Source organism: Agrobacterium sp. BT-220-3, from assembly GCF_025910175.1.
In the GTDB taxonomy this organism is placed as follows: domain Bacteria; phylum Pseudomonadota; class Alphaproteobacteria; order Rhizobiales; family Rhizobiaceae; genus Agrobacterium; species Agrobacterium oryzihabitans.
On record NZ_JAPAIX010000001.1, the window covers coordinates 741,345 to 764,195 of the forward strand.

A 22,851-nucleotide genomic window follows, 5' to 3' on the forward strand; every position below is an offset into this window, starting at 1 on the left:
CTTCGTATTTCTGTCGCTTGCCTGTCGAAATAGGCCTCTTATAATGGGCCATGACAATAGCAAAACCAACGATTCCGCCCCTCACCTTCGTCACCCCAGAGCCTTTCGCGCCGCAGACATTCACGGACCCGAAAGAAGCGGTGGCGGCTTTGAACGCGCTTTACGAACGCAATACGGCGTTCCTGATCAATTCCTTCACCGAACTGGCCAAGGGCGCGCCGATTGCCGGTCGCTACCGCGCCTGCTATCCGCAGGTCAGTCTTGAGACCGCGACCTTCGGCCATGTCGATTCGCGTCTCTCCTACGGCCATGTTACCGCCCCCGGCGTCTATACAACGACGATCACCCGGCCGGAGCTTTTCCGACACTATCTCAAGGAGCAGCTGGGGCTTCTGATGAAGAACCACGGCGTTCCGGTCACGGTATCGGAATCGGCCACGCCCATTCCGCTGCATTTCGCTTTCGGCGAAGGCGCCTATGTCGAGGCGGCGGCGGCCTCGTCGCTGTCCGACGTGCCGCTGCGCGATCTCTTCGATACGCCCGATCTCAACAATACCGACGATCTCATCGCCAATGGCGAATATGATCAGGTGCCCGGCGAACCCGCGCCGCTTGCGCCCTTTACGGCGCAGCGCATCGATTATTCGCTGGCGCGCCTCAGCCACTATACGGCGACCAGCGCCAGCCATTTCCAGAACTTCGTGCTGTTCACCAACTACCAGTTCTATATCGATGAATTCGCCGCATGGGCGCGTCAGTTGATGAAGAATGGCGGTGAGGGTTACACCGCCTTCGTGGAGCCGGGCAACATCATCACCCCTGCCGGCTCCGACAGGCCGGAAACGGACGCCGTTCTCGGCCGCCTGCCGCAGATGCCCGCCTATCACCTGAAGAAAAAGGGCCATGCCGGCATCACGCTCGTCAATATCGGCGTTGGCCCTTCCAACGCCAAGACGATTACCGACCATATCGCCGTGCTGCGCCCGCATGCCTGGCTGATGGTCGGCCATTGCGCCGGCCTGCGCAACAGCCAGCGACTGGGCGATTATGTTCTCGCGCATGCCTATGTGCGTGAGGACCACGTGCTTGACGACGACCTGCCGGTCTGGGTGCCGATCCCGGCTCTGGCGGAAGTGCAGCTGGCCCTGGAAGGTGCTGTCGCGGAAGTCACCGGTTACGAAGGCTTCGAGCTGAAGCGCATCATGCGCACCGGCACCGTCGCCACCATCGACAACCGCAACTGGGAGCTTCGCGACCAGGCGGGCCCCGTCAAGCGCCTGTCGCAATCGCGCGCCATAGCGCTCGACATGGAATCGGCCACCATCGCCGCCAACGGCTTCCGCTTCCGCGTGCCCTATGGCACCCTTCTCTGCGTCTCCGACAAGCCGCTGCATGGCGAACTGAAGCTGCCGGGCATGGCAACGGAGTTCTACCGCACGCAGGTCGCCCAGCACTTGCAGATCGGCATCCGCGCCGTGCAGAAACTGGCCGCCATGCCGACCGAAACGCTGCACTCGCGCAAGCTTCGAAGCTTTTACGAGACGGCGTTCCAGTAAGATCGCGCATCTTCGCCCTCAAGGTGCTGATGTTGGCTCATACACCTTGAGGCGTCGAAATGCGTGTGACGATCGACCTCGATGACGAGCTGATCGCAGAGGTCATGGAAATTACTGGAGTTTCCAACGCAGAAGCAGCGGTTGAAATGGCCCTGAGAGAATTTATCCGGAGACACCGGGAGCTACGAGGCGTCGGCCGGGAAGGCAATCTCAGTGGAGTCCGCGATAGCTGGAGAATGGATGAGTCCTAATTGACTCACTCAATGCTCTCATTGCCATCAAAGAACATAACCTCCGTCATTCCGGCCTTGAGCCGGAATCCAGCCGACGCGCGTCTGCGCGGCGAGAAGAGTCTTTTCAGCCCAAGGACTTGGGCTGACTGGATTCCGGCTCAAGGCCGGAATGACGGAGAAAAAACAGTACGACCACAGCAAAATAGTGCATTTAGCGGACAGCAACGATTATGCCTGGGCCTATAGTGCGTCAGGCAAAAAACGCGATCTTTGGAAGCGCTCTATCTTTATTTTTACGCATCTCCAGTAAGACCGATACGCATTTTTACTGGAGACGCTCTTGCGAAGTCGCCGGTCGCGGTCCGCTCGCGCGGATCGCGCGCCACATCCGCTCAAACCACCTTCACCGTCCCCTCCACGCGGATGGGAAAATTCACCGAGCGTGCGATGAAGCATTTCTCGTGTGCATCATGGTGCAACTCATCCGCTCTGGCGAGGTCGCCTTTCGAGATGGTGATAACGGGCTTCAGCACCACTTCGCTGAATTGCCCCGCGCCGTCCTTTTCCATCACCAGCGTGCCTTCGGCATTGTCGATATAGTCTTCAACGATGATGCCGTTGACGGAGCAGAAATGCAGATACCAGAGCTTGTGGCAGGCCGAGAGCGAGGCGACCAGCAGGTCTTCCGGGTTCCAGCGGGAAGGATCGCCGCGGAAGGCTGGGTCGGAGGAGCCGGCGATATCGGCTTTTCCCGAAGTGGAAATCGTATAGTCGCGTTCGTAGTCACGGTAGCCCGAGGTGCCCTTGCCGCGATTGCCGGTCCACTTCACCTGAACGGCATAGTGATGTTCCTGTCCTGCCATGTTAATTCCTCCCTTAAAATTTTTTTGTCGCATTTTTCCGGACGTAAATGGCTATACGCTTTTACCGGATATGCTCTCGCGTATCGCGCAGGTGATCGAGCCCGTGGCGCAGCGTCTCGATGATCTGGTCCACCTCCGAACGGCTGATCGTCAGCGCCGGCGAAGCCAGCATGCGGTCGCCGGTGGCGCGCATCACGAGGCCGTTTGTCAGGCAATGGTTGCGCACTTCAGTGCCGATATCATCCGGCTTGTCAAAACGCCTGCGGGTCGCCTTGTCGGCCGTCAGCTGCAGGCCGCCCATGAGGCCGACATTCACCGCCTCACCCACCAGTTCGTGGTCGGTGAGGCTTTTCCAGCCCTCAGAAAAATAAGGGCCGATATCGTCACGCACCCGCTCCACCAGCCCCTCATCCTCAATGATGCGAAGGTTTTCAAGGGCAGCAGCGGCGCAGACGGGATGGCCGGAATAGGTGAAGCCGTGGTTGAAATCGCCAACCTCGGACAACATCACCTCCGCCACACGGTCGGAAACGATGACCCCGCCAATCGGCAGATAACCGGAAGACAGGCCCTTGGCGACGGGCGCGAGGTCCGGCTCCACACCAAAATGCTGGTAACCAAACCAGGAGCCGAGACGGCCGAAACCGCAGATCACCTCATCCGACACCAGCAGAATGTTGCGCGCCTTGCAGATGCGGGCGATTTCCGGCCAGTAGGTTTCCGGCGGCACGATGACCCCACCGGCGCCCTGAATGGGTTCCGCCACGAAAGCGGCGACATTCTCTTCGCCCAGTTCGTCGATCTTCGCTTCCAGTTCGCGGGCGACTTTCAGGCCGAATTCCGCGGGTGAGAGATCGCCGCCCTCGGCATACCAATAGGGCTGACCGATGTGAGCCACGCCCTCGATCGGCAGGTTGCCCTGCTCATGCATCCACTTCATGCCGCCGAGCGAAGCGCCGGCGACCGTGGAGCCGTGATAACCATTGCGGCGGGCAATCACCTTGGTCTTGGTCGGATGGCCGAGCGCCTTCCAGTAGACCCGCGCCATGCGGAACCAGGTGTCGGTGGCCTCCGAACCGGAATTGGTGAAGAACACATGGTTCATCTTCGGCCCGGCGCGCGAAGCGATCTTCTGCGCGAGAAGTGTGGCGGGCGGTGTCGTGGTGCCGAAAAAGGCGTTGTAATAGGGCAGTTCGTTCATCTGGCGCTGCACGACATCGGCGATCTCGCGGCGTCCATAACCGATATTCACGCACCACAGGCCCGCAAAGGCGTCGAGATATTTCTTGCCGGTACTGTCATAGATGAACACCCCTTCCGCGCGCTCGATGATGCGGGTGCCGGCGGCATTCAGCTTGCCCATGTCGGAAAAAGGGTGAAGGTGATGGGCGGCATCGATGGCGGCGAGATTGGACATCGGCTTGGAGACTTCATTCATGACAGATCGCACTCCCATAAAGGCGACGGCGCTCACGCTGCCGCGCCCGCCGAACATGGCCGGGCGGCTTCGATTTGGCAAGACTGGCGTTTTTTGGGGGGCGGCCTGGACGAGCGGAGGCGGCCGGGTTTCTTCTCCCCGAGGGGGAGAAGGTGGCCCGAAGGGTCGGATGAGGGGGCTAGCTCTCCGAATATATCGCCCCTCGCCCCCTCATCCCGCTGCCGCGGACTTCTCCCCCTCGGGGAGAAGAAACAAGCGGCGACCAGCCGATCCCTCGCGGTTGTCTCGCATCTCAGCCACACATCATGCGAAAAACGCCCGCCCCACCAGCACCTTCAATTCGCCGGCATGGACCGTGAGCGCCACGTCCCGTTCCATCGGCAGCAATTCGCCGTCGATGACGCAGCGCACATCATGGCGCTTCTTCGGGAAATGCAACTCCACATCCGTCACGGTCATGGCCGTTACGGCGGCGTTTTCCTTCAGCCTGCCGCGCAGAATGTCGAAAACGAGCCTTGCGACACCCGAAGGCGGCAGCGGATCGGTGAGGTAAAAACCGAGATGGCCGCCCGACACACTATCCGCCACCAGCAGCGAATTCTGCCCGAACTCATTGTTGGAGACCGAAATGGCCGAGACCTTGCGGTGCTGCACCGTGCCGTTGACCGTGTAGTCCACCTCAAACACAGGCGGATTGAGAATGACGCTGATGGCGGCGCGGATGCTTGCCTTGATCTTGCCGAGACGGGACGCGAAGGCCAAGTTGTTGCGATAGCGCACCATGCGCGAATGCAGGCCCGCCGAAAACTGGTGGACGAAAAGCCTGCCATTGGCGCTGGCAATATCGACATTGGCAACCTCTCCATTTGCCAGCGTTTCCAGGGACTGGCGAATATCGAGCGGCAGCTTCAGCGAACGGGCAAACAGGTTCATGGTGCCGGCGGGCACGATGCCGAGCGCGATGCCGTGTTTCCAGGCAATACCGGCAGCCGCCGAAATCGTGCCGTCACCGCCGCCGGCAATGATGCCTTCGATATCAGGCTCATCGGCGGCACGCTCCATTTCCTCAACGATATCCTTTCCGGAAACCAGCCGGCAATCGATCGTGTGGCCGGCGCGGGAAAAGACCTCGCGGGCGTGTTCGCAATAGGCATCCATATCCGTGGTGCGAAAGGTGCCGCCGTCACGATTGAAAATTGCTATGAGCTTCATGTTCCAACCTGATCCTGTGAGGCAGCCGCGCGTAAATGCCTGGGCTTATATAGGGTTCCAAACACCATCGCGTGAAGATGCTCTTTTGCCGAGAATCGCTCTACCGCAACGCATCATTTCATGTTAGGGATGACTTAAGGTCATTTTCATGACCGCGCATCTCCAGTCAGGGCAGACCGCTCCCATACGGTCTTGCCCTTTTTTCTGTGGGGCCCTCCCCTTCTCAGGTCACAATGAGCCAGTCGAATATTTCCGAAGTCCGCTCCGGAGCGGAGAATGAAACCGTTTACACGGCTGCACCGGCTGTGACCCTGTCACCGTTTGCCATCGCTCTCATCGAGCTGGCGCTTGCCGCCGGTGGCTTCGGTATCGGCACCGGCGAATTCGCCATCATGGGCCTCTTGCCGGATGTCGCAACGACCTATGGCGTGACGGTGCCGCAGGCGGGTTACGTCATCACGGCCTATGCGCTGGGTGTCGTCATCGGCGCACCCATCATCGCGGTCCTTGCCGCGCGCATGACGCGCCGCACATTGCTTCTCGGCCTCATGGGGCTTTTTGCGGCTGGCAATATCCTGAGCGCCCTCGCACCCGATTTCCTGAGCTTCACCGTTCTGCGCTTCATCACCGGCCTGCCGCACGGCGCCTATTTCGGCGTTGCGGCGCTGGTGGCGGCCTCCATGGCGCCGATCCACAAGCGCGCCCGCGCCGTCGGTCGCGTCATGCTCGGTCTCACCATCGCCACTCTGCTCGGCACGCCGCTTGCCACCTTCTTCGGCCAGCTGCTGTCCTGGCGCGCGGCCTTCATGCTGGTGGGCGGCATAGCACTGCTGACTATTGCTCTCCTGTGGCTGTTCCAGCCGCGTGACAAGGTGGAGGAAGGTGCCAGCGTCTGGCGCGAACTCGGCGCTTTCCGCCGTGTGCAGGTGTGGCTGACGCTCGCCATCGCCTCGGTCGGCTTCGGCGGCATGTTCTCGGTCTTCAGCTATATCGCCAAGACGACCACGGATGTGGCGATGATGCCGGTTTCCACCGTTTCCATGGTGCTGGCGCTGTTCGGCATCGGCATGAATGTCGGCAATGTGGTCGGCTCGCGGCTTGCGGATATCTCGCTCAACGGCACGATTGGCGGCATGCTCGCCTTCAATGTGGTGGTCATGGCGGTGTTCGGCATGACGGCGCAGGATCCGTTCATGCTCTGCCTCTGCGTGTTCCTGATCGGCTGCGGTTTCGCCGCCTGTCCGGCCGTGCAGACGCGCCTGATGGATGTGGCGGCGGATGCGCAGACGCTTGCTGCCGCCTCCAACCATTCCGCCTTCAACATCGCCAATGCGCTCGGCGCCTGGCTCGGCGGCCTCGTTATCGCCATGGGCTATGGTTATGCCTCGACAGGTTATGTCGGCGCGGTTTTGTCCCTTCTCGGGCTTGGCGTTTTCCTCGTTTCCGTCACCGTCGAACGACGCGAAAAGGCGGCTTGAAGTCGCCTTTTTCACAGCCTGCATCGCCGCCCCTCGCCGCGGTGCAGAACCTTGCGGAAATTTCATAATCGGGCGCTTGACTCTTTTCGGTTTCAGGCGCAACACGGCCTTACGCGCATGCCAACCAGCACGGCGCGGATTTCAACGGAGCATCATTGGATGTCTAGCGACAGTAGCAGTCGATTGCCTTTGCCGAGACCGGCGAACGTGAACTGATCCGACCGCTGTCGGCTCACCACCGCGTTCGCCGTTATCGGCGAATCGACGGAAAGGTGAGCAATCATGAACTTCCACAACCTCTCCCAGAGGGCCAGCAAGGCCGCACGTCTTCTTCGTAGCGGAACCACCGGTTCTTCCACCACCATCGCCGAACGCGTCGAGCACCTCAACACGCTCGATGTCAGCGAAGCTGCAACCGCCCTCCTCGCAATGCCGCAGGCAAAGGCCGTCGCCATTCTCGACCGGCCCGAACTGCATGGCGCAGCAGCCATCATCGCCCATATTCCTGTCGAACAGGCCGCCCGCTTCGTCAATCTGATGTCTGACGACCGCGTGGCCGACGTCATGGCGGAAATGGAAGAAGAGCCGCGCGCAAAGCTGTTTTCCCGGCTGGACCGGACGACGGCTCTCTCCATCAAGCACCTGATGGGTTATCCGCCGCGCACGGCCGGCTCGATCATGACCACGGAATTCGTCAGCGTGCCTGATGACTGGACGGTGGAACAGACCCTTTCGCACATCCGCGTCGTCGAGCGGTCGCGTGAAACGGTCTATGCCATCTATGTGCTGGCTGAGGACGGAACGCTCTCCACCGTCGTGACGCTGCGCCGCCTGGTGACGGGTGAGCCCGGCGCTTCCATCCTCTCCGTCGCATCGAAGGAAGGCATCGTCTGTGCGAGCCCCCTGATGTCGCAGGAGGATGTCGCCCGGCTGATCCGCAAGCACGACCTTCTGGCGCTGCCAGTCGTCGATGACCACTCGCATATTCTCGGCATCGTCACCGTTGACGACGTGATCGACACCATGATCGCCGATACCACGGAAGACGCCCACAAGTTCGGCGGTATGGAAGCGCTGGGCAAGCCCTATATGACGATCGGCTTTCCGGACATGATCCGCAAGCGCGCCGGCTGGCTCGCAGCACTCTTCCTCGGTGAAATGCTGACGGCCAGCGCCATGCAGCATTTCGAAGGTGAGCTGGAAAAGGCCGTGGTGCTGACGCTGTTCATTCCGCTCATCATGTCGTCGGGCGGCAACTCGGGTTCGCAGGCCACCTCGCTCATCATCCGGGCGCTGGCGCTCGGCGAGTTGAAGCTTTCCGACTGGTGGCGGGTGCTGCTGCGGGAAATCCCGACCGGCCTGACGCTTGGCTGCATTCTGGGCGCCATCGGCTTCCTGCGTCTGACTGTCTGGCAGCAGGCGGGCTTTTATGACTATGGCGAGCACTGGTTGCTGGTGGGCGCCACCGTCTTTGCGGCGCTTGTCGGCATCGTCACCTTCGGTTCGCTCGCCGGCTCCATGCTGCCCTTCGTGCTGCAGCGCCTGCGGCTCGACCCCGCAAGCGCATCGGCCCCCTTCGTCGCCACGCTGGTGGATGTCAGCGGCCTCGTCATCTACTTCTCGGTGGCGCTGGTAATCCTGAGCGGCACATTGCTTTGAAAGACGAAAGGCCCGCTCGGAGGAGCGGGCCTTCTACATTTCGCGGCACGTCATAATCTCTCCTCCGTCATGCCGGACTTGATCCGGCATCCAGCCACGGCGCGTCTGCGCCGTGAGAAGAGTCTTTTGCGCTCAAGGACTTGATCGCGCTGGACCCCGGATCTGGTCCGGGGTGACGGCGTGCGGATGATGCAACTTTGCCAAAAGCATGGTTCCTGGAAAAGCCCATCACCCGCCGGCGCTGATGACGCCCGTTCCCAGCAGCCCAAGCAGAATGAAGCCGATGACCACGCGGTACCAGACGAAGGGCATATAGCTTTTGGTCGAGACCAGCTTGAGGAAGACGACGATCACCGCATAACCGACGATGAAGGCGATCAGAGTCGCAAGTCCCGTCGGCCCCCAGCCGACCGGATTATCCTCACCGATGCTCTTGAAGAGCTGATAGAAGCCAGAGCCGAAGACGGCGGGAACGGCGAGCAGGAAGGAATAACGGGCCGCAGCCTCGCGGGTGTAACCTAAAAGCAGGCCGGCGCTGATGGTGCCGCCGGAGCGCGAGACGCCTGGGATAAGCGCCATGGCCTGCGCGAAACCGAACAGGATACCGTCGCGCCAGATCAGCTGGTTCAGCTTGTAACGCTTTTCACCGATCCTGTCGGCGATGCCGAGGACGATACCGAAGACGATCAGCATTACGGCGGTGATATAGAGGTTGCGCAGCGAGTGCTCGATGGCGTCCTTGAAGAACAGGCCGAGAAAGACGATCGGCACCGAGCCGACGATGATCAGCCAGCCAAGCCGGGCGTCGGCCTTGTCATAGGGGCCGAGTCGAAGGTTCTGCCGCAGCCAGGCAGCGGCGATCCGCATGATGTCGGACCAGAAGTAAACCAGCACTGCCATTTCCGTGCCGATTTGGGTAATCGCGGTGAAGGCGGCACCCGGATCCGTGCCGGAGGGCAAAAACTCCCCGGCGATCCGCAGATGCGCGCTTGAAGAAATCGGAAGAAATTCCGTAAGTCCTTGCAAAAGGCCGAGGAATCCGGCCTCCATCCAACCCATGCTCATGTGCTTTGATGTCCCTGCTGCGAATCACGATGGCAGCATTATGCATCAATCGGGGCAAATCCGTGTTGCATTGCACCATCCCCGGCCCGCAAGTGTGGATGTGGTTTTACCCGTGATTTTTCAGGCCGCCTTCTCCGCAGCCTGCGGAAGCTGGGTATATTTCGCGCCGTTCTTGCAGACGACATGGGCGTCGCCCCAGACTTTCAGCGCCGAGATTACCGGCCGCATGGTCTCGCCAAGCGGTGTCAGCGCATAGTCCACGCGCGGCGGCACCACCGGAAAGACGGTGCGCGAAATCAGCCCCGCCTCTTCCAGCTCGCGCAGCTGCTTCGTCAGCATGCGCTGGGTGACGCTGGGAATATGGCGGCGCAGCTCGTTGAAACGCAGCGTCCCCTCATTGATGAGATGATAGAGGATCACGCCCTTCCATTTGCCGTCGAGAAAACTTAAGGCCGATTCCACCGGGCAGCCGGGAAAGTTGCCGGTAAGCTTGGCGCGCGGTCGCGACATCACAGTATCCTTTTTGTATGTATCATCACAAAATGTGCATTCTTGCGATCGATGTTCATATGTATCAAGTAAGAGGCACGCAAACAAGCAAAGGAGACTGTTCATGCGCGCCATCGGTTACAGGACGAACCAGCCAATCACCGCAAAAGAAGCCCTTGTCGATATCGACCTGCCCCAGCCGGAGGCGAAGGGGCACGATATTCTGGTGGAGGTGAAGGCCGTTTCGGTCAACCCCGTCGATACCAAGGTGCGCCGAAATCAGGCTCCGGAAAACGGCACAGCTCGCGTGCTCGGCTTCGACGCGGCGGGTGTGGTAAAGGCCGTCGGCGACAAGGTCTCGCTGTTCAAGCCCGGCGACGAGGTGTTTTACGCTGGCGTCATCAACCGCCCAGGCTCCAACAGCGAATTCCACCTGGTTGATGAGCGGATCGTCGGCGCAAAGCCGAAATCACTGAGCTTCGAGGAAGCCGCCGCTCTGCCGCTGACGGCGATCACCGCTTATGAGACGCTGTTCGACCGGCTGCGGGTGAAGGAGCCGGTTCCGGGTGCCGCGAACGCCGTTCTGGTGATTGGTGGCGCTGGCGGGGTCGGCTCGATCGCCATCCAGCTTCTGAGGGCGCTGACGGACCTCACCGTCATCGCCACGGCTTCACGGCCAGAAACGATGCAATGGGCCAAAGACCTCGGCGCACATCACGTCGTCGATCACAGCAAGCCGATCGCCCCGCAGGTGGAGGCGCTTGGTCTCGGTGCCCCGGGCTTCGTTTTCTCGACCACCCACAGCGATATCCACGCCGCCGACAGCGTCGCAACCATCGCCCCGCAGGGCCGTTTCGCGCTGATCGACGATCCGGCCGGCGGTTTCGACATCATGGCCTTCAAGCGTAAATGCATATCGATCCATTGGGAAATGATGTTCGCCCGCGCAGTTTTTGAGACGCCTGATATGATCGAACAGCACAAGCTGCTCAACCACGTCGCGCAGCTGGTCGATGCCGGCAAAATCAAAACGACGCTGACGGAAGTGTTCGGCACCATCAACGCCGCAAACCTCATCAAGGCGCATGCTCTGATCGAGAGCAACAAGGCCAAGGGCAAGATCGTACTTTCGGGCTTCTGATCGAAGATGAGGCGTCCGCATCGCGGACGCTTCTATCCCCTTTTACGGAAAACGCATTTGCCGCGTAAAAACCGCGCGGCCACTCCCGTCACTCGTCGTCCGGATCTTCCGGGCATGGCCAGGAGGCGGGTACCGTCAGGCCGTTCGGCAATTTGGTCTTGGCGTCGCCGCAGGCGATATCCACCTGCTTTTGCTCCAGCCCGGTCGCGGTGGAAAGATCAACCCCTTCGATCCGGGTCAACAGCAGGAAGGCGCTGGTGAAATCCACCGGGCCGCCAAGCTTTGCGCCACCGAAACGGGCACGCGACAGGTTGGTGAGGGAGAATTTCGAGCCGTTCAGCGTTGCGCCCTCGAAATCGGCCCGCCCGAGTTCGGCCTTGGTGAAATCCGTGCCGTCGAGCTTGGTATTCTCGAACTTGGTGCGCTGCATTTCGGCATTGATGAATTTGGCATTGGTGGCATCGGCGGCTGAAAAATCGCTGCGATAGGCTTCCACCTTGGTCAGGTTGGCGCCCTGAAGGTTTGCTTCTCCCAGAGCCGTGCGGATGAGTTTCGCCTTTTCGAGATTGGCGCCCTTCAAAGAGGAACCGCGCAAATCGGTATAGGTGAAATCCGTGCCGTAAAGCATTGCCGAATCGAGATTGCTACCGCCCAGCATCAGCAGGCGCTTGTTGCATTCGCGCCAGTCGATGCCGGCCATGGCATCGGTACGGCAGCTGGCAGCCACCAGCGGACCGCCGCTCAATGAGACTGCAACGACCACCCCCGCCGCCAAAGCGACGCCAAACCTTGTGTTCCGCACGATATTCAGCCTTTGAAAGCCGGACATTCTCTTAACTCCCTGCCGCCGGGCGACGGCACCTAGGACCATATGCACATCAAGGCGTTACCGCATTTACGGCCCGCACTCCACGCGCCGTTGACGCTACAACACCCCAACATCCTATATGTAAGAAATCGAAGAGCAATCCACAAATACTGACGGGAAACAGGCCGCGGGCAACGCTCGCCCGCCATACCGCTCTTGCGCTTGCATCCAGCCACGGCGCATCTGCGACAAAACACGCAACGTCATCCTCGGGCCTGTCCCGAGGATCCATCCACCGACCGATAATCACTCCGTTGCAGATGCTGGGGACAGGCCCGAGCATGACGACGCAGATGGATCAGGCCTTGTCGCCATCACATATTGGCGTAAACCGGCCCCTCGCCACCCTGCGGCGGCACCCAGTTGATGTTCTGGTTTGGATCCTTGATGTCGCAGGTCTTGCAGTGCACGCAGTTTTGGGCGTTGATGACGTAAACCTCTTCGCCGTCCTTCTCCACCCACTCGTAAACACCTGCCGGACAATAACGCGTCGAGGGGCCGGCATAGATGTCGTGTTCGGAGCGCTTCTGCAACTCCATATCCTTCACATGAAGATGCACCGGCTGGTCCTCTTCATGGTTGGTGGAGGACAGGAACACCGACGACAGGCGATCGAAGGTCAGAACGCCATCGGGTTTCGGATAGGCGATCGGCTTGTGTTTCGAGGCCGGCTCCAGGCTCTCAGCATCCGTCTTGCCGTGCTTCAGCGTGCCGAAGACGGAGAAACCGAACAGCTGGTTCGTCCACATGTCCAGACCGCCAAGACCGACACCGACGAGCGTGCCGAATTTCGACCACAGCGGCTTGACGTTGCGCACCCGCTTCAGGTCCTTGCCGATATCACCGTCGCGCCATTCGGCCTCGATCTCCGCCACCTCGTCATGGGCGCGGCCGGCGGAAATCGCCGCGGCGATCTTTTCCGCCGCCAGCATGCCCGACAGCACCGCATTATGGCTGCCCTTGATACGCGGAACGTTGACGAAACCGGCCGAACAGCCGATCAGCGCGCCGCCCGGGAAAATCAGCTTCGGCACCGACTGGTAACCGCCCTCGGTAATGGCGCGCGCGCCATAGGAGATGCGCTTGCCGCCCTCGAACGTATCGCGGATGGCCGGATGGGTCTTGAAGCGCTGGAATTCCTCGAAAGGATAGAGATAGGGGTTCTTGTAATTGAGGTGCACCACGAAGCCGACGGCGACGAGATTATCCTCGAGATGGTAGAGGAACGAGCCGCCGCCGGTCTTGAAACCGAGCGGCCAGCCGAAGGAATGCTGCACGAGACCCTGCTTGTGGTGTTCCGGCTTGACCTGCCAGAGCTCCTTGATGCCGATGCCGAATTTCTGCGGCTCGCGATCTTTCGAAAGGTCAAATCTGGAAATCAGCTGCTTGGCGAGCGAACCGCGCACACCCTCTCCAACAAGCACATATTTGCCGTGCAGTTCCATGCCGCGGGTGAAGGCGGGGCCAGGTTCGCCGTTCTTCTCGATGCCCATATCGCCGGTGGCGACACCGATCACCGCGCCCTCGTCATTATAAAGCACTTCGGTGGCGGCAAAGCCCGGATAGATCTCGACGCCGAGAGCCTCCGCCTTTTCCGCCAGCCAGCGACAGACGAGACCAAGCGAGACGATGTAATTGCCGTGATTATTCATGAGCGGCGGCATCATGAAGTTCGGCAGGCGGATGGAGCCGGCAGGGCCCAGGAACATGAACTGGTCGTCCTTGACCTCGGTCTTGAAGGGATGCCCCTCCTCTTCGCGCCAGCCGGGCAGCAGCCTGTCTATGCCGATGGGATCAACCACAGCGCCGGAGAGAATGTGAGCGCCGACTTCAGCGCCCTTTTCCAGCACGACGACCGAAAGCTCCGGCTCGACCTGCTTCAGACGGATCGCGGCGGCAAGGCCCGCAGGACCAGCACCGACGATCACAACGTCGAATTCCATCGCTTCGCGTTCGGGCAGTTCCATCACTTCCGTCATCTTGTCCTCTCCGCATCGCCGGTCCCATCCGGCTGTTGTTATATCCGCTTTTTGGCATCTTCGCCGCATTGGCTGCGCAGGTCAAAAGCCATCCGCGACACCGCATTCACCAGCGCCTGTCTTCGCAAAGCACAACGCCTTTGTCGAGCTTCTATAGCGGCAAAACATGTCGCACGCCACTCTATTGTCAGACAACCTGATGACTAATTTATTACTTTTACGTTCACGTAATATAGAGGATAGGCGCAGCTGGTGTGGGCGTCAAGCTTGTCAGTGTTTGCAGATTTGAGAGTGACGTTAGGTTGGCGTCGGGTCTCGCATCCAAAAACCCATCCCGTCATTCGGCCGATGAGGGCTTCGTGGCCAGGTCATTACTGCGGATATGCGCCATATGTGATCATCTTGGCATTTAGAAAAGTATCCACTATGTTTATCCCAAAGCCACCAATAATTGTTCAGCAGAGCTTATATGGTGCTCTCGGTTCAGGTGGATTTTCAATGACGCAAACGTCAAACGATCAAAGCCAGCGATTTATCCACGCCGCCTTGGCTGCCTCGGACGACTGCATAAAAATTATTGGTTTGGATGGCTCCCTTCAGTTCATGAATGAGGGCGGGCAACGGGTCATGGAGATACAGGATTTCGAAGCCGTAAAAGGCTGCCCCTGGCCGGATTTCTGGGAAGGAAAGGGCAATATCGCAGCTGTAGCGGCCATCAACGAGGCACGTGAAGGCAGAAGCTCCCGATTTCTCGGATTTGCGGATACGGCAACGGGAAACCGCCGCTTCTGGGACGTCAAGGTGTCTCCGATTTTTGACGACAGCGGCTCGGTCGACAGCATTCTTTCCATTTCCCGAGACATCACCGGCGTGAAGGAATTCGAAGAGCAGCAGCTTCTTCTGCGCAACGAATTATCACACAGAATCAAGAACATTCTGGCTCTCGTGCAATCCGTTGCGGGTCAAACCCTTAAAGACGATGACGAAATGTCAGTGGCAAAGCCCGCCTTTCTTGCCCGGCTGGCTGCACTTGGCCGCGCGCATGACCTGTTGCTGCGCCCGAGCCACGACATGACGACGCTGAAAGCCGTTGCCGAAACGGTGGCAAACGAGCAGTCCGCTGATCGAATAAGGATCGACGGACCCAAGGTTACCCTCGCGCCTAAAAGCGGTCTCGCAATCGCGCTCGCCTTTCACGAGTTGACGACCAACGCCATCAAGTATGGCGCCCTGGCAAATGAGAGCGGAAATATCTCCATCAGCTGGGAGATTGAGAAGGTCAACGAAAAAGACTGCCTCAATCTTGTCTGGCGGGAACGGGACGGTCCTGAGGTCATTGATCCGGCCAAAAAAGGCTTTGGCTCACGAATGATCGAAAGGGCGCTTGCCAGCTATGTTCATGGCACGGTGGACCTTGCTTTCGAGCGTGATGGTCTGGTCTTTTCGCTATTTGCTCCTGTTGAAGCGCTCACGCAGGATTAGCGGCGCGCGAAGATCGCCGCCGAATTCTCCGCTTCAAACCGCCCACTCCTCATCCGTCGTAAACACGATTGTCAGCCACCGATCCGTTCCCTCGCCGCCGAGCGCATCGCCGATTTCGTCGCGGATGGCGTCCCATTCTTCCAGACGCCGGGCCGGCCAGTTCTTCGGCACGATGAAGAAGAGTTCGATCTGCCGACCGCGGCCGACGCGGGCCACATAGGAATAGTGTGAAGAGAAGCCGAACTTCGCCACGATCTCCCCTGCCACCCTGTCCACGTGCTGCTTGAATTCCAGCGGTGTCACCAGAAGAATATCCGCCAGCGCCTGTTTCACATTGCCGAACGGCATGGGAATGATGACGAGGCAGACCAGCGCCAGTACGGCGGGGTCGATATAGGGCGCGATCCACTGATGCGCCGTTCCCGTCAGCCCGTAACCGATGGCGAAGGCCAGGAACAGGGCCACGCTCAGGAGCGCGCTCATCAGCCAGCTTTTGGCGTCCAGCGCCACGAAAGCCGATTTCAGCCTGCGGTTCTGGCGTTTGACGAACCACGCCATGATGAGCGAGACGGCGAAGCTGACGAAGGTGACGATGATGGCGTAATCGAACTCGATCGATCTGCCGCCGTCCATCAGGCTGTCGATGGCATTGATCAGGGCGTAGATCGCAGCCCCCATCAAGAGCGTGCCGTTAAGGCCAAGCACCATCGGCTCCAGATGCCAGAAACCCATGGTGAAACGTTCCGCCAACCGGCCACCGGGCCTTGGTGCTGCCGAGGCCGCGATCAGCCGCGCGACGAGCAGCGCCAGCACCGTCATGAAAGCATCGGTCAGCGCATAAACGCCATCGAACACCACCGCGAAGGAGCCCGAGAACAAACCCGCGCCGATGCCGAACGCGGCCAGAAGAACCGTGACGGCAATGGAAAATTTAAGCAGAGATTGTTCTGTCATGACGCGTATTTGACCTTCAAAAGCGGGTTTCACCTTCCTATAAACAGCGAAGACATCGCAAACAAGACAGGACAAAACCCATGGATCTCGGCATTTCCGGCAAACGCGCCCTCGTTCTCGCCTCCTCACGCGGCCTTGGGCTGGGCATTGCAACGGCGCTGGCGAAGGAAGGCGCAAATGTTCTTCTCGTCGGCAGAAGCGGCGAGAAGCTGGATGCGAACTGCAAGGCGATCAACGCGCTGGGCAAGGGCAAGGCAGACTGGGTGTGGGGCGATCTTGCCGATGACAATTTCGTCGAGGCCATGGTTCAGGCCGTGAAAGACAAGCTCGGCGGCATCGATATTCTCGTCAACAATACCGGCGGCCCGACACCGGGTCTTGCGCAGGAGATCACGGCCGAGAAACTGGAAAACTTCTTCCAATCCATGGTGCTGCGCGTCATCACGCTCACCAATGCGCTTTTGCCGCAGATGAAGGAACAGGGTTTTGGCCGCATCCTGACCGTCGCTTCCTCGGGCGTTTTCGAGCCCATCCCCAATCTGGCGCTCTCCAACACGCTGCGCGGGGCGCTGGTGGGCTGGAGCAAGACGCTGTCCTCCGAAGTGGCCGGTTTCGGCATCACCTCCAATCTTCTCCTGCCCGGCCGCATCCATACCGACCGCATCGACGAACTCGATGGCGCCAATGCCAAGCGTCTGGGTAAAAGCCTTGAGGAAATCCGTGAGGCTTCCGTCAAGAGCATTCCGGCCGGCCGGCTCGGCACAGTGGAAGAATTCGCCGCCGCCGGCGCCTTCCTCTGCTCGGTGCCGGCAAGCTACATCACCGGCACGATGCTCAGGGTAGATGGCGGCGCAGCGAAGTCGAACTGACGCCGGGAAGAACTCAACCGGTCAAGAAGCCGCTCCGTAGATCACGAAGCGGTTTCGGCCGGTGTTCTTGGCTTCGTAGAGCGCCGTGTCAGCACGGCGCAAGACATCGCTGGCGCTCTCGCCGGGATTGGCAAAGGCAATGCCGGCCGAGCAGCTATAGCGGAAATCCGGCACGTCGCTCAGCGGCGATGCCGCGGTCAACGACGACAGCAGTTGCTGCATGATGATCTCCGCGCTCAGCATGCGTGAACCGCCGAGAACGAGCAGGAACTCCTCGCCCCCGATCCGCCCAAGCAGATCGTCGCGGCCGGCGGCGGCGCAGAGGCGGCCGGCGAAATCTTTCAGGACCAGATCGCCGCTTGCATGCCCGAAGCGGTCGTTCACCGCCTTGAAGTGGTCAATATCCATGATGATCACCGCAAGGGCCTGGGCCTTGTTGGGGCCAAGCATGTGGTTGAGACTATCCATGGCGTAACGGCGGTTGCCGAGACCGGTCAACTCGTCGCTCAGTGCCGATTTCAGCGCCTTGTCGCGTTCCTGGCGAAGATCGCGCAATTCTATGCCGAGTTCGGAAACATCGGTGATCACGCACAGCATCCAGCCGCCGGGCAGCGTCGTTTCCGTGGTCAGCATCCAGCGACCGTCATTCAGGCTGGTCTCGATGGTGCGGAATGGCAATTTGCCGCGCCTCGTCTTGGCGGAGCGCAGCCAAAGTTCGAAATCGGAGGTTTCGATGGCGGTGCCGGTGGCGCTGCGATAGCCGACACGCATCAGCTCCACCCATGTCGGGAAGTCCTCCGGCCCGATGCCGAGCGCCATGCGAAACGCACTGTTGGCGAAGCGCAACTGGTCTCCGCCGTCGAAAAGCGCATAACCCTGCTGCGAAGCCTCCATCAGATCCATGAGATGGTGATTAAAGCTTTCAACGTCGCCGCGAACAAGCGCGGCCCTCTCTGGCGCCACTTCTTCAGGCAAGGAACGAGCCGGCTTGTGGGACATTGTGGCTCCGTTTACAAACGCACAAATACAAAAAATCAACCTGCTCGTTAACGCTATATTCCAGCCTTATACTCGGCTTGTGCGAAAAAATATTTAATGTGCGCGACAAGGGTGCATCCTGATTGCGACGATTACTTCATGAAAATGTCACAATAAACGTGGGTGCGGTGCTTGCCATTCCGCCGGGCTTATGCAATCAACCGCCCTCCTCTGACATCGGGATGCTGCGGGCATCCCTTATTTTCACGCCGGGCCACCTCAAGGGCCGGGCGGGCATTTCCATCGGCGACAAGGAATATGGCGATGACGCAAAAGCGGGCTCTCGGCCTCGATTTCGGCACGACCAACACGGTCATGGCTCTTTCCGACGGCAGCGGCGACAGCCGTTCTATGCGCTTCACCAGCAGCGCGGGCACGGATGACAGCATGCGCACCGCACTCTCCTTCATGAAGGATTCAGGGCTGGGTGCTGCCGCCCTGCATGTGGAGGCGGGCCACGCCGCCATCCGGCAATTCATCGACAATGCGGGCGATTGCCGTTTCCTGCAGTCGATCAAGACATTCGCGGCCTCGCCCCTCTTTCAGGGCACGCTGATCTTCGCCAAGCGCCAGAGCTTCGAGGACCTGATGGACGTGTTCCTGCGTAAGCTGAAGACCTATGCGGGCGCGGAATGGCCGGGCGACGTCTCCACCGTCATCGCCGGTCGGCCGGTGCGTTTCGCCGGCAGCAATCCGGACGAGTCTCTCGCGCTTGCCCGTTACAACGAGGCGCTGGGCCGGGCCGGTTTTCCGGAGATCCACTATGTCTATGAGCCCGTGGCGGCCGCCTATTATTTCGCCCAGAGCCTGAAAAAGGACGCCAACGTGCTGGTGGCGGATTTCGGCGGCGGCACCACGGACTATTCGCTGATCCGTTTCGAGACCCATGCCGGCAAGCTTTCCGCCACCCCCATCGGCCATTCGGGCGTCGGCGTGGCGGGCGACCATTTCGACTTCCGGATGATTGACAATCTGGTCTCGCCTGAGATCGGCAAGGGCAGCAAGTTCAAGAGCTTCGACAAGGTGCTGGATGTGCCCTCGGGTTATTACGTGAATTTCGGCCGCTGGAACCAGCTGTCGATCTTCAAGACCTCGAAGGAATTCACCGATCTGAAATCGCTGGTACGTTCGGCGATCGAGCCGGACAAGCTCGAACTTTTCATCGATCTGGTGGAGCATGACGAGGGTTATCCGCTCTATCAGTCGATTTCCGCCACCAAGATGGCGCTCTCCTCGGCCGAGGAGGCGGAGTTCAACTTCGCACCGCTCGGCAAGGCCGGCCGCAAGATGGTCAAGCGCAGCGACTTCAACACCTGGATCGCCGACGACCTTGGCAAGATCGAGGGCGCGCTGGACGAGGTTCTGGAGAAGACGAAGGTTGCACCCGAAGCAATCGACAAGGTGTTCCTGACCGGCGGCACCTCCTTCGTGCCGGCGGTGCGGGAGCTTTTCACCCGTCGTTTCGACGCGGACCGGATCGAAACCGGCGGCGAGCTGCTCTCGATTGCCCATGGTCTGGCCATGATCGGCGAAAGCGGTGATATTCAGCGCTGGACAGCGTGATTTACGGGTTCCCCGGGCGGCGAACATGGGATAATTTCCAGCCATGATCGCCGCTCACGACCTCTCCCCGGCCGAACTCGCCGCCCTCCTGCATTTCCATGCGGATGCGGGTGTGGATTGGCTGCTGGAGGACAGTCCGCTCGACCGTTTCGCCGAATTTGCCGCTGCCCGCCCTGCCCGTCCGGCAGCGCGACAGGAAAATTCCGCCCCCACGCGCCAGATGGACGGTGGACCAGAGCGTCGCACCGATGCTCCTCAGCGGCAGGCGGCGGATCGTGCCGCGCCGACCAGAGCTGCACCGCCCGCTCCCGCCGTTCAGCAAAATGTCGCCGTGCCGGACGAACAGGCCGTGGCAGCCGCGCGTTTTGCGGCGGAAAGCGCGCGGTCGCTTCCTGAACTCAAGACCGCTCTTGAGGGGTTCAGCGGCTGCAACCTCAAGAACAGCGCCCGCAACACGGTGTTCACGCAGGGCGATCCCGCTTCCGCCATCATGGTCATCGGCCCCATGCCGGATGCGGATGACGACCGGGAGGGCCTGCCCTTTGCCGGTAAGAGCGGGCTTTTGCTGGATCGTATGCTGGCGGCGATCGGCCTTGAACGCTCAGGCATCATGCTCGGTAATGTCGTGCCCTGGCGTCCGCCCGGCAACCGCCCGCCGACCCAGGCCGAAATGGATATTTGCCGCCCCTTCATCGAGCGCCAGATCGCGCTTGCGGAGCCGAAACACCTGTTGCTTCTTGGCAACTTGACCGCCCGTTTCTTTTTCGGCGGCACGGGAACGATCCATACGCTGCGCGGACAGTGGCGTGATGTCGCAGCCGGACACCTGGTTTTACCGGCCCTGGCGAGCCTGCATCCGCAGGAACTTTTGAACGCTCCGGCCTCCAAGTCATTGGCATGGCAGGATTTATTAGCGTTTCAAGCAAAAGTCTCCGAAGGCTGATTGCCTTCTTCTTGCTCAGTGTAAACGAATTATGAAAAAAGCCATGCACAATGTGCATAACAGCGGCGCATTTGGCCGCCTTGCCGAATCCATGCTGCGCTGCGATATAGGCGGCGTGTCTTGGGAGGAATTCGGTTTAAGGAACCAAGGCAATGACAACTCGCTTCCGTCCGGTGCATTCCGGCTTTGAAACCCTCCGTCTGGCAGGCCTCGGCCCTCGTTCCAGTCAGGGTTACCATCGTTTCGGCGCTGCCGCTAACGAACAGATGACCGCACGCGCTGCCATGCAGCAGGTTCGTGTCACACGTCCCGCAGCTGTCTTCGCGGATTTCCGCGAGCGCTGAGAGCATTCAGGCAGGCGTAAAATCCTGTCCATATAGATGATTGCGCGCTGGCGTCTTTCTTCGGGAAGGCGCCTTTTGCTTTTTCAGGGGTTTTGCGGCACCTGACGATGGCCGCCGGCGGCGTCATATGATGCGACGCAAGGGTTTGGCGCCGGTGCGTCGGTTACGAAGCCTGCTTTTACAGGGCGCGATCCTCTCCTCATCTCTGTGCTTGTCACAGAGATCCAGCCAGCCCAAGTCCTTGGGCTGAAAAGACTCTCTCGCCGCGCAGACGCGCGTCAGCTGGATTCCTGTGACGAGCACAGGAATGAGGTTGAGATTTGCCCGGCGTGGGAAACATCTGCGTCGTATAGGACGCAACGACAGATGCCGCAGGATCTGCGTCATCCGCCGCATCCGGCGCATCACCCCTGCGGGGTCGAAGCCTTGCGCGCCGCCCGTCTCGCCAGCCCCAGCTGATGCTCCCGGAAGATGATGAAGATGCCCGCCATGATAACGATTGCCGTGCCGATCAGCATGGTGACGGTGGGCACGTCTCCGAACAGGATATAGGAGACGACGATGCCGAACACGATGGAGCTGTATTCGAAGGGTGCGATGGTGGAGACCTCCGCGTGGCGATAGCTTTCCGTCAGGAAGATCTGCGCAACACCGCCACAGATGCCGCTGGTAATCAGGAGGACGGACTGTCTTGTGTCCAGGTCGCTCCAGCCGAAAGGCACGCTGATCAATGACAGCAATGTGGCGGTGAGCGAGAAATAAAGCACGATTGTCGGCGTCTTTTCCGTCTCCACCAATTGCCGCACCTGGATCATGGCAAGACCACCCAGTGCTGCACCGCAAAGCACGGCAATCGCGCCCAGCCCCTCGCCCGCGGCAAAGCCGCCTTCCCTCAGAAGCGTCATCTTCGGCCACAGGATCACCAGCACGCCCATCATGCCGACGAAAACCGCGCTCCAGCGATAGACACGCACCTTCTCATGCAGGACGAATGCCGCAAAAACCACCGCGAGCAGCGGCGACGCGTAGCCGATGGCGATGAACTCCGGCAGCGGCAGCAGCGTGAGGCCATAAAAACCGCAGGCCATGGACAGAATGCCGAGAAAACCACGCTTGAAATGGCCGAAAAGATTGTTGGTCTGCAGCGCGCTTGTCAGCGCATGCAGCCAGGCCAGATAAACAACGATGGGAATGATGGCAAAAGCGGAGCGGAAGAAGGTGATCTGACCCGCCGGCACATCGGGACCGGAGGCCTTGATACAGGTCTGCATCACCAGAAAAAAGCCGACTGAAATCAGCTTCATGCTTATCCCGCGAAAGGGATTTGTCGGCTCGGCGTTCATTGGCAGTTACTCATATCGGCTGCGCAAACACGCCATCGGGAGATTTTTCATGCGGGGAAGGACGACGCAGGGGAAACTATAAGAAGAAGTGAGTCCTCACAAGACTGAAGGATTGAATTTGGCCTTTTTTTGCTTATTTGCATCCGCCTTGTGACCAAATGCCTGGGATCCCTATACCCGCTGTAGACTTAAATCGCGGATGCTTTTAACGACACCATGATTTGCTCGCGAGAGCCATTGGATCAATCACCAATACTACAAATGCTAATTGAGAAATAAAAATATAAATTGGCTTTAATTATGACTTCGCAAATAAATAAAAAAATCTGGAAAT

20 protein-coding genes are annotated in these 22,851 nt (G+C 59.8%); 10 read left to right on the plus strand and 10 right to left on the minus strand.

The genetic code is table 11. The annotated features are described in order from the left end of the window. Nucleotides 1–50: 50 nt before the first annotated feature. Complete coding sequence (gene amn / locus OK142_RS03845; RefSeq protein WP_003496988.1) at nt 51–1,556, plus strand: AMP nucleosidase; 1,506 nt, start codon at nt 51–53, stop codon at nt 1,554–1,556. Between the two features lie 59 nt (nt 1,557–1,615). Continuing rightward, nucleotides 1,616–1,807, plus strand: coding sequence for a type II toxin-antitoxin system VapB family antitoxin (locus OK142_RS03850; RefSeq protein ID WP_035242720.1), 192 nt, complete (start codon nt 1,616–1,618; stop codon nt 1,805–1,807). 374 nt (nt 1,808–2,181) lie between these two features. Here the strand turns inward: OK142_RS03850 and OK142_RS03855 are convergent, their stop codons facing one another. The 3 genes from OK142_RS03855 to OK142_RS03865 form a co-directional block, all read right to left on the minus strand. Further along, nucleotides 2,182–2,652, minus strand: a complete 471-nt coding sequence (locus OK142_RS03855; protein WP_498681144.1) for an OsmC family protein — start codon at nt 2,650–2,652, stop codon at nt 2,182–2,184. A gap of 61 nt (nt 2,653–2,713) precedes the next feature. After that, nucleotides 2,714–4,090, minus strand: coding sequence for an aspartate aminotransferase family protein (locus OK142_RS03860; protein WP_498681146.1), 1,377 nt, complete (start codon nt 4,088–4,090; stop codon nt 2,714–2,716). A gap of 303 nt (nt 4,091–4,393) precedes the next feature. Continuing rightward, the gene (locus OK142_RS03865) at nt 4,394–5,302 is read right to left on the minus strand and encodes a diacylglycerol/lipid kinase family protein (RefSeq protein ID WP_313609947.1); all 909 of its coding nucleotides are present in this window, start codon (nt 5,300–5,302) and stop codon (nt 4,394–4,396) included. A 233-nt stretch (nt 5,303–5,535) separates the two neighbouring features. On the opposite strand from OK142_RS03865, the gene OK142_RS03870 reads away from it, so the two are divergent. After that, nucleotides 5,536–6,780, plus strand: coding sequence for an MFS transporter (locus tag OK142_RS03870; RefSeq protein WP_498681149.1), 1,245 nt, complete (start codon nt 5,536–5,538; stop codon nt 6,778–6,780). 282 nt (nt 6,781–7,062) lie between these two features. Next, entirely contained in the window at nt 7,063–8,439 is a 1,377-nt protein-coding gene (gene mgtE, locus OK142_RS03875; RefSeq protein WP_216331028.1) for a magnesium transporter, read from the plus strand. A 228-nt stretch (nt 8,440–8,667) separates the two neighbouring features. Here the strand turns inward: mgtE and OK142_RS03880 are convergent, their stop codons facing one another. Both OK142_RS03880 and OK142_RS03885 read right to left on the minus strand, forming a co-directional pair. Continuing rightward, nucleotides 8,668–9,504, minus strand: a complete 837-nt coding sequence (locus tag OK142_RS03880; RefSeq protein WP_080833958.1) for an undecaprenyl-diphosphate phosphatase — start codon at nt 9,502–9,504, stop codon at nt 8,668–8,670. A 120-nt stretch (nt 9,505–9,624) separates the two neighbouring features. Further along, the gene (locus OK142_RS03885; protein WP_035218162.1) at nt 9,625–10,014 is read right to left on the minus strand and encodes a winged helix-turn-helix transcriptional regulator; all 390 of its coding nucleotides are present in this window, start codon (nt 10,012–10,014) and stop codon (nt 9,625–9,627) included. Between the two features lie 103 nt (nt 10,015–10,117). Here OK142_RS03885 and OK142_RS03890 point away from each other — a divergent pair, with 103 nt between their 5' ends. Beyond that, the gene (locus OK142_RS03890; RefSeq protein ID WP_082183999.1) at nt 10,118–11,134 is read left to right on the plus strand and encodes a zinc-binding alcohol dehydrogenase family protein; all 1,017 of its coding nucleotides are present in this window, start codon (nt 10,118–10,120) and stop codon (nt 11,132–11,134) included. Nucleotides 11,135–11,222: 88 nt separating this feature from the next. Here OK142_RS03890 and OK142_RS03895 read toward each other — a convergent pair whose 3' ends face one another. Both OK142_RS03895 and OK142_RS03900 read right to left on the minus strand, forming a co-directional pair. After that, the gene (locus OK142_RS03895; RefSeq protein WP_082183998.1) at nt 11,223–11,963 is read right to left on the minus strand and encodes a pentapeptide repeat-containing protein; all 741 of its coding nucleotides are present in this window, start codon (nt 11,961–11,963) and stop codon (nt 11,223–11,225) included. Nucleotides 11,964–12,316: 353 nt separating this feature from the next. Then, a complete protein-coding gene (locus OK142_RS03900; protein ID WP_498681151.1) occupies nt 12,317–13,981 on the minus strand; it encodes an electron transfer flavoprotein-ubiquinone oxidoreductase in 1,665 nt (554 codons plus the stop codon). Between the two features lie 393 nt (nt 13,982–14,374). Here OK142_RS03900 and OK142_RS03905 point away from each other — a divergent pair, with 393 nt between their 5' ends. Continuing rightward, entirely contained in the window at nt 14,375–15,463 is a 1,089-nt protein-coding gene (locus OK142_RS03905) for a sensor histidine kinase (RefSeq protein ID WP_498681153.1), read from the plus strand. 33 nt (nt 15,464–15,496) lie between these two features. Here the strand turns inward: OK142_RS03905 and OK142_RS03910 are convergent, their stop codons facing one another. Continuing rightward, nucleotides 15,497–16,417: a cation diffusion facilitator family transporter gene (locus OK142_RS03910; RefSeq protein WP_082183995.1), complete on the minus strand. Its 921-nt coding sequence runs from the start codon at nt 16,415–16,417 to the stop codon at nt 15,497–15,499. Nucleotides 16,418–16,497: 80 nt separating this feature from the next. Here OK142_RS03910 and OK142_RS03915 point away from each other — a divergent pair, with 80 nt between their 5' ends. After that, nucleotides 16,498–17,286 (plus strand): SDR family oxidoreductase, encoded by a 789-nt coding sequence (locus OK142_RS03915; RefSeq protein WP_082183994.1) that lies wholly within the window; start codon nt 16,498–16,500, stop codon nt 17,284–17,286. 21 nt (nt 17,287–17,307) lie between these two features. Here the strand turns inward: OK142_RS03915 and OK142_RS03920 are convergent, their stop codons facing one another. Then, nucleotides 17,308–18,285, minus strand: a complete 978-nt coding sequence (locus OK142_RS03920) for a GGDEF domain-containing protein (RefSeq protein ID WP_313610663.1) — start codon at nt 18,283–18,285, stop codon at nt 17,308–17,310. 303 nt (nt 18,286–18,588) lie between these two features. Between OK142_RS03920 and OK142_RS03925 the strand changes: the two genes are divergently transcribed. The 3 genes from OK142_RS03925 (at nt 18,589) to OK142_RS03935 (ending at nt 21,174) form a co-directional block, all read left to right on the plus strand. Next, nucleotides 18,589–19,887 carry an Hsp70 family protein gene (locus OK142_RS03925; protein ID WP_444759852.1) on the plus strand — a complete coding sequence of 433 codons (1,299 nt, stop codon included), beginning with the start codon at nt 18,589–18,591 and terminating at the stop codon, nt 19,885–19,887. A gap of 43 nt (nt 19,888–19,930) precedes the next feature. Continuing rightward, nucleotides 19,931–20,830, plus strand: coding sequence for a uracil-DNA glycosylase (locus OK142_RS03930; RefSeq protein WP_498681157.1), 900 nt, complete (start codon nt 19,931–19,933; stop codon nt 20,828–20,830). 152 nt (nt 20,831–20,982) lie between these two features. Then, on the plus strand, nt 20,983–21,174 hold the full coding sequence (locus OK142_RS03935) for a hypothetical protein (protein WP_003497027.1): 192 nt from the start codon (nt 20,983–20,985) through the stop codon (nt 21,172–21,174). A gap of 404 nt (nt 21,175–21,578) precedes the next feature. On the opposite strand, the gene OK142_RS03940 is transcribed toward OK142_RS03935, so the two are convergent. Then, the gene (locus tag OK142_RS03940) at nt 21,579–22,517 is read right to left on the minus strand and encodes a DMT family transporter (RefSeq protein WP_137037341.1); all 939 of its coding nucleotides are present in this window, start codon (nt 22,515–22,517) and stop codon (nt 21,579–21,581) included. Nucleotides 22,518–22,851 lie beyond the last annotated feature (334 nt).

Coding starts and splice junctions, on each gene's coding strand:
- amn (WP_003496988.1), top strand. CDS start 51: ATGACAATAGCAAAACCAACGATTCCGCCCCTCACCTTCGTCACCCCA.
- OK142_RS03850 (WP_035242720.1), top strand. CDS start 1,616: ATGCGTGTGACGATCGACCTCGATGACGAGCTGATCGCAGAGGTCATG.
- OK142_RS03855 (WP_498681144.1), bottom strand. CDS start 2,652: ATGGCAGGACAGGAACATCACTATGCCGTTCAGGTGAAGTGGACCGGC.
- OK142_RS03860 (WP_498681146.1), bottom strand. CDS start 4,090: ATGAATGAAGTCTCCAAGCCGATGTCCAATCTCGCCGCCATCGATGCC.
- OK142_RS03865 (WP_313609947.1), bottom strand. CDS start 5,302: ATGAAGCTCATAGCAATTTTCAATCGTGACGGCGGCACCTTTCGCACC.
- OK142_RS03870 (WP_498681149.1), top strand. CDS start 5,536: ATGAGCCAGTCGAATATTTCCGAAGTCCGCTCCGGAGCGGAGAATGAA.
- mgtE (WP_216331028.1), top strand. CDS start 7,063: ATGAACTTCCACAACCTCTCCCAGAGGGCCAGCAAGGCCGCACGTCTT.
- OK142_RS03880 (WP_080833958.1), bottom strand. CDS start 9,504: ATGAGCATGGGTTGGATGGAGGCCGGATTCCTCGGCCTTTTGCAAGGA.
- OK142_RS03885 (WP_035218162.1), bottom strand. CDS start 10,014: ATGTCGCGACCGCGCGCCAAGCTTACCGGCAACTTTCCCGGCTGCCCG.
- OK142_RS03890 (WP_082183999.1), top strand. CDS start 10,118: ATGCGCGCCATCGGTTACAGGACGAACCAGCCAATCACCGCAAAAGAA.
- OK142_RS03895 (WP_082183998.1), bottom strand. CDS start 11,963: ATGTCCGGCTTTCAAAGGCTGAATATCGTGCGGAACACAAGGTTTGGC.
- OK142_RS03900 (WP_498681151.1), bottom strand. CDS start 13,981: ATGACGGAAGTGATGGAACTGCCCGAACGCGAAGCGATGGAATTCGAC.
- OK142_RS03910 (WP_082183995.1), bottom strand. CDS start 16,417: ATGACAGAACAATCTCTGCTTAAATTTTCCATTGCCGTCACGGTTCTT.
- OK142_RS03915 (WP_082183994.1), top strand. CDS start 16,498: ATGGATCTCGGCATTTCCGGCAAACGCGCCCTCGTTCTCGCCTCCTCA.
- OK142_RS03920 (WP_313610663.1), bottom strand. CDS start 18,285: ATGTCCCACAAGCCGGCTCGTTCCTTGCCTGAAGAAGTGGCGCCAGAG.
- OK142_RS03925 (WP_444759852.1), top strand. CDS start 18,589: ATGACGCAAAAGCGGGCTCTCGGCCTCGATTTCGGCACGACCAACACG.
- OK142_RS03930 (WP_498681157.1), top strand. CDS start 19,931: ATGATCGCCGCTCACGACCTCTCCCCGGCCGAACTCGCCGCCCTCCTG.
- OK142_RS03935 (WP_003497027.1), top strand. CDS start 20,983: ATGACAACTCGCTTCCGTCCGGTGCATTCCGGCTTTGAAACCCTCCGT.
- OK142_RS03940 (WP_137037341.1), bottom strand. CDS start 22,517: ATGAACGCCGAGCCGACAAATCCCTTTCGCGGGATAAGCATGAAGCTG.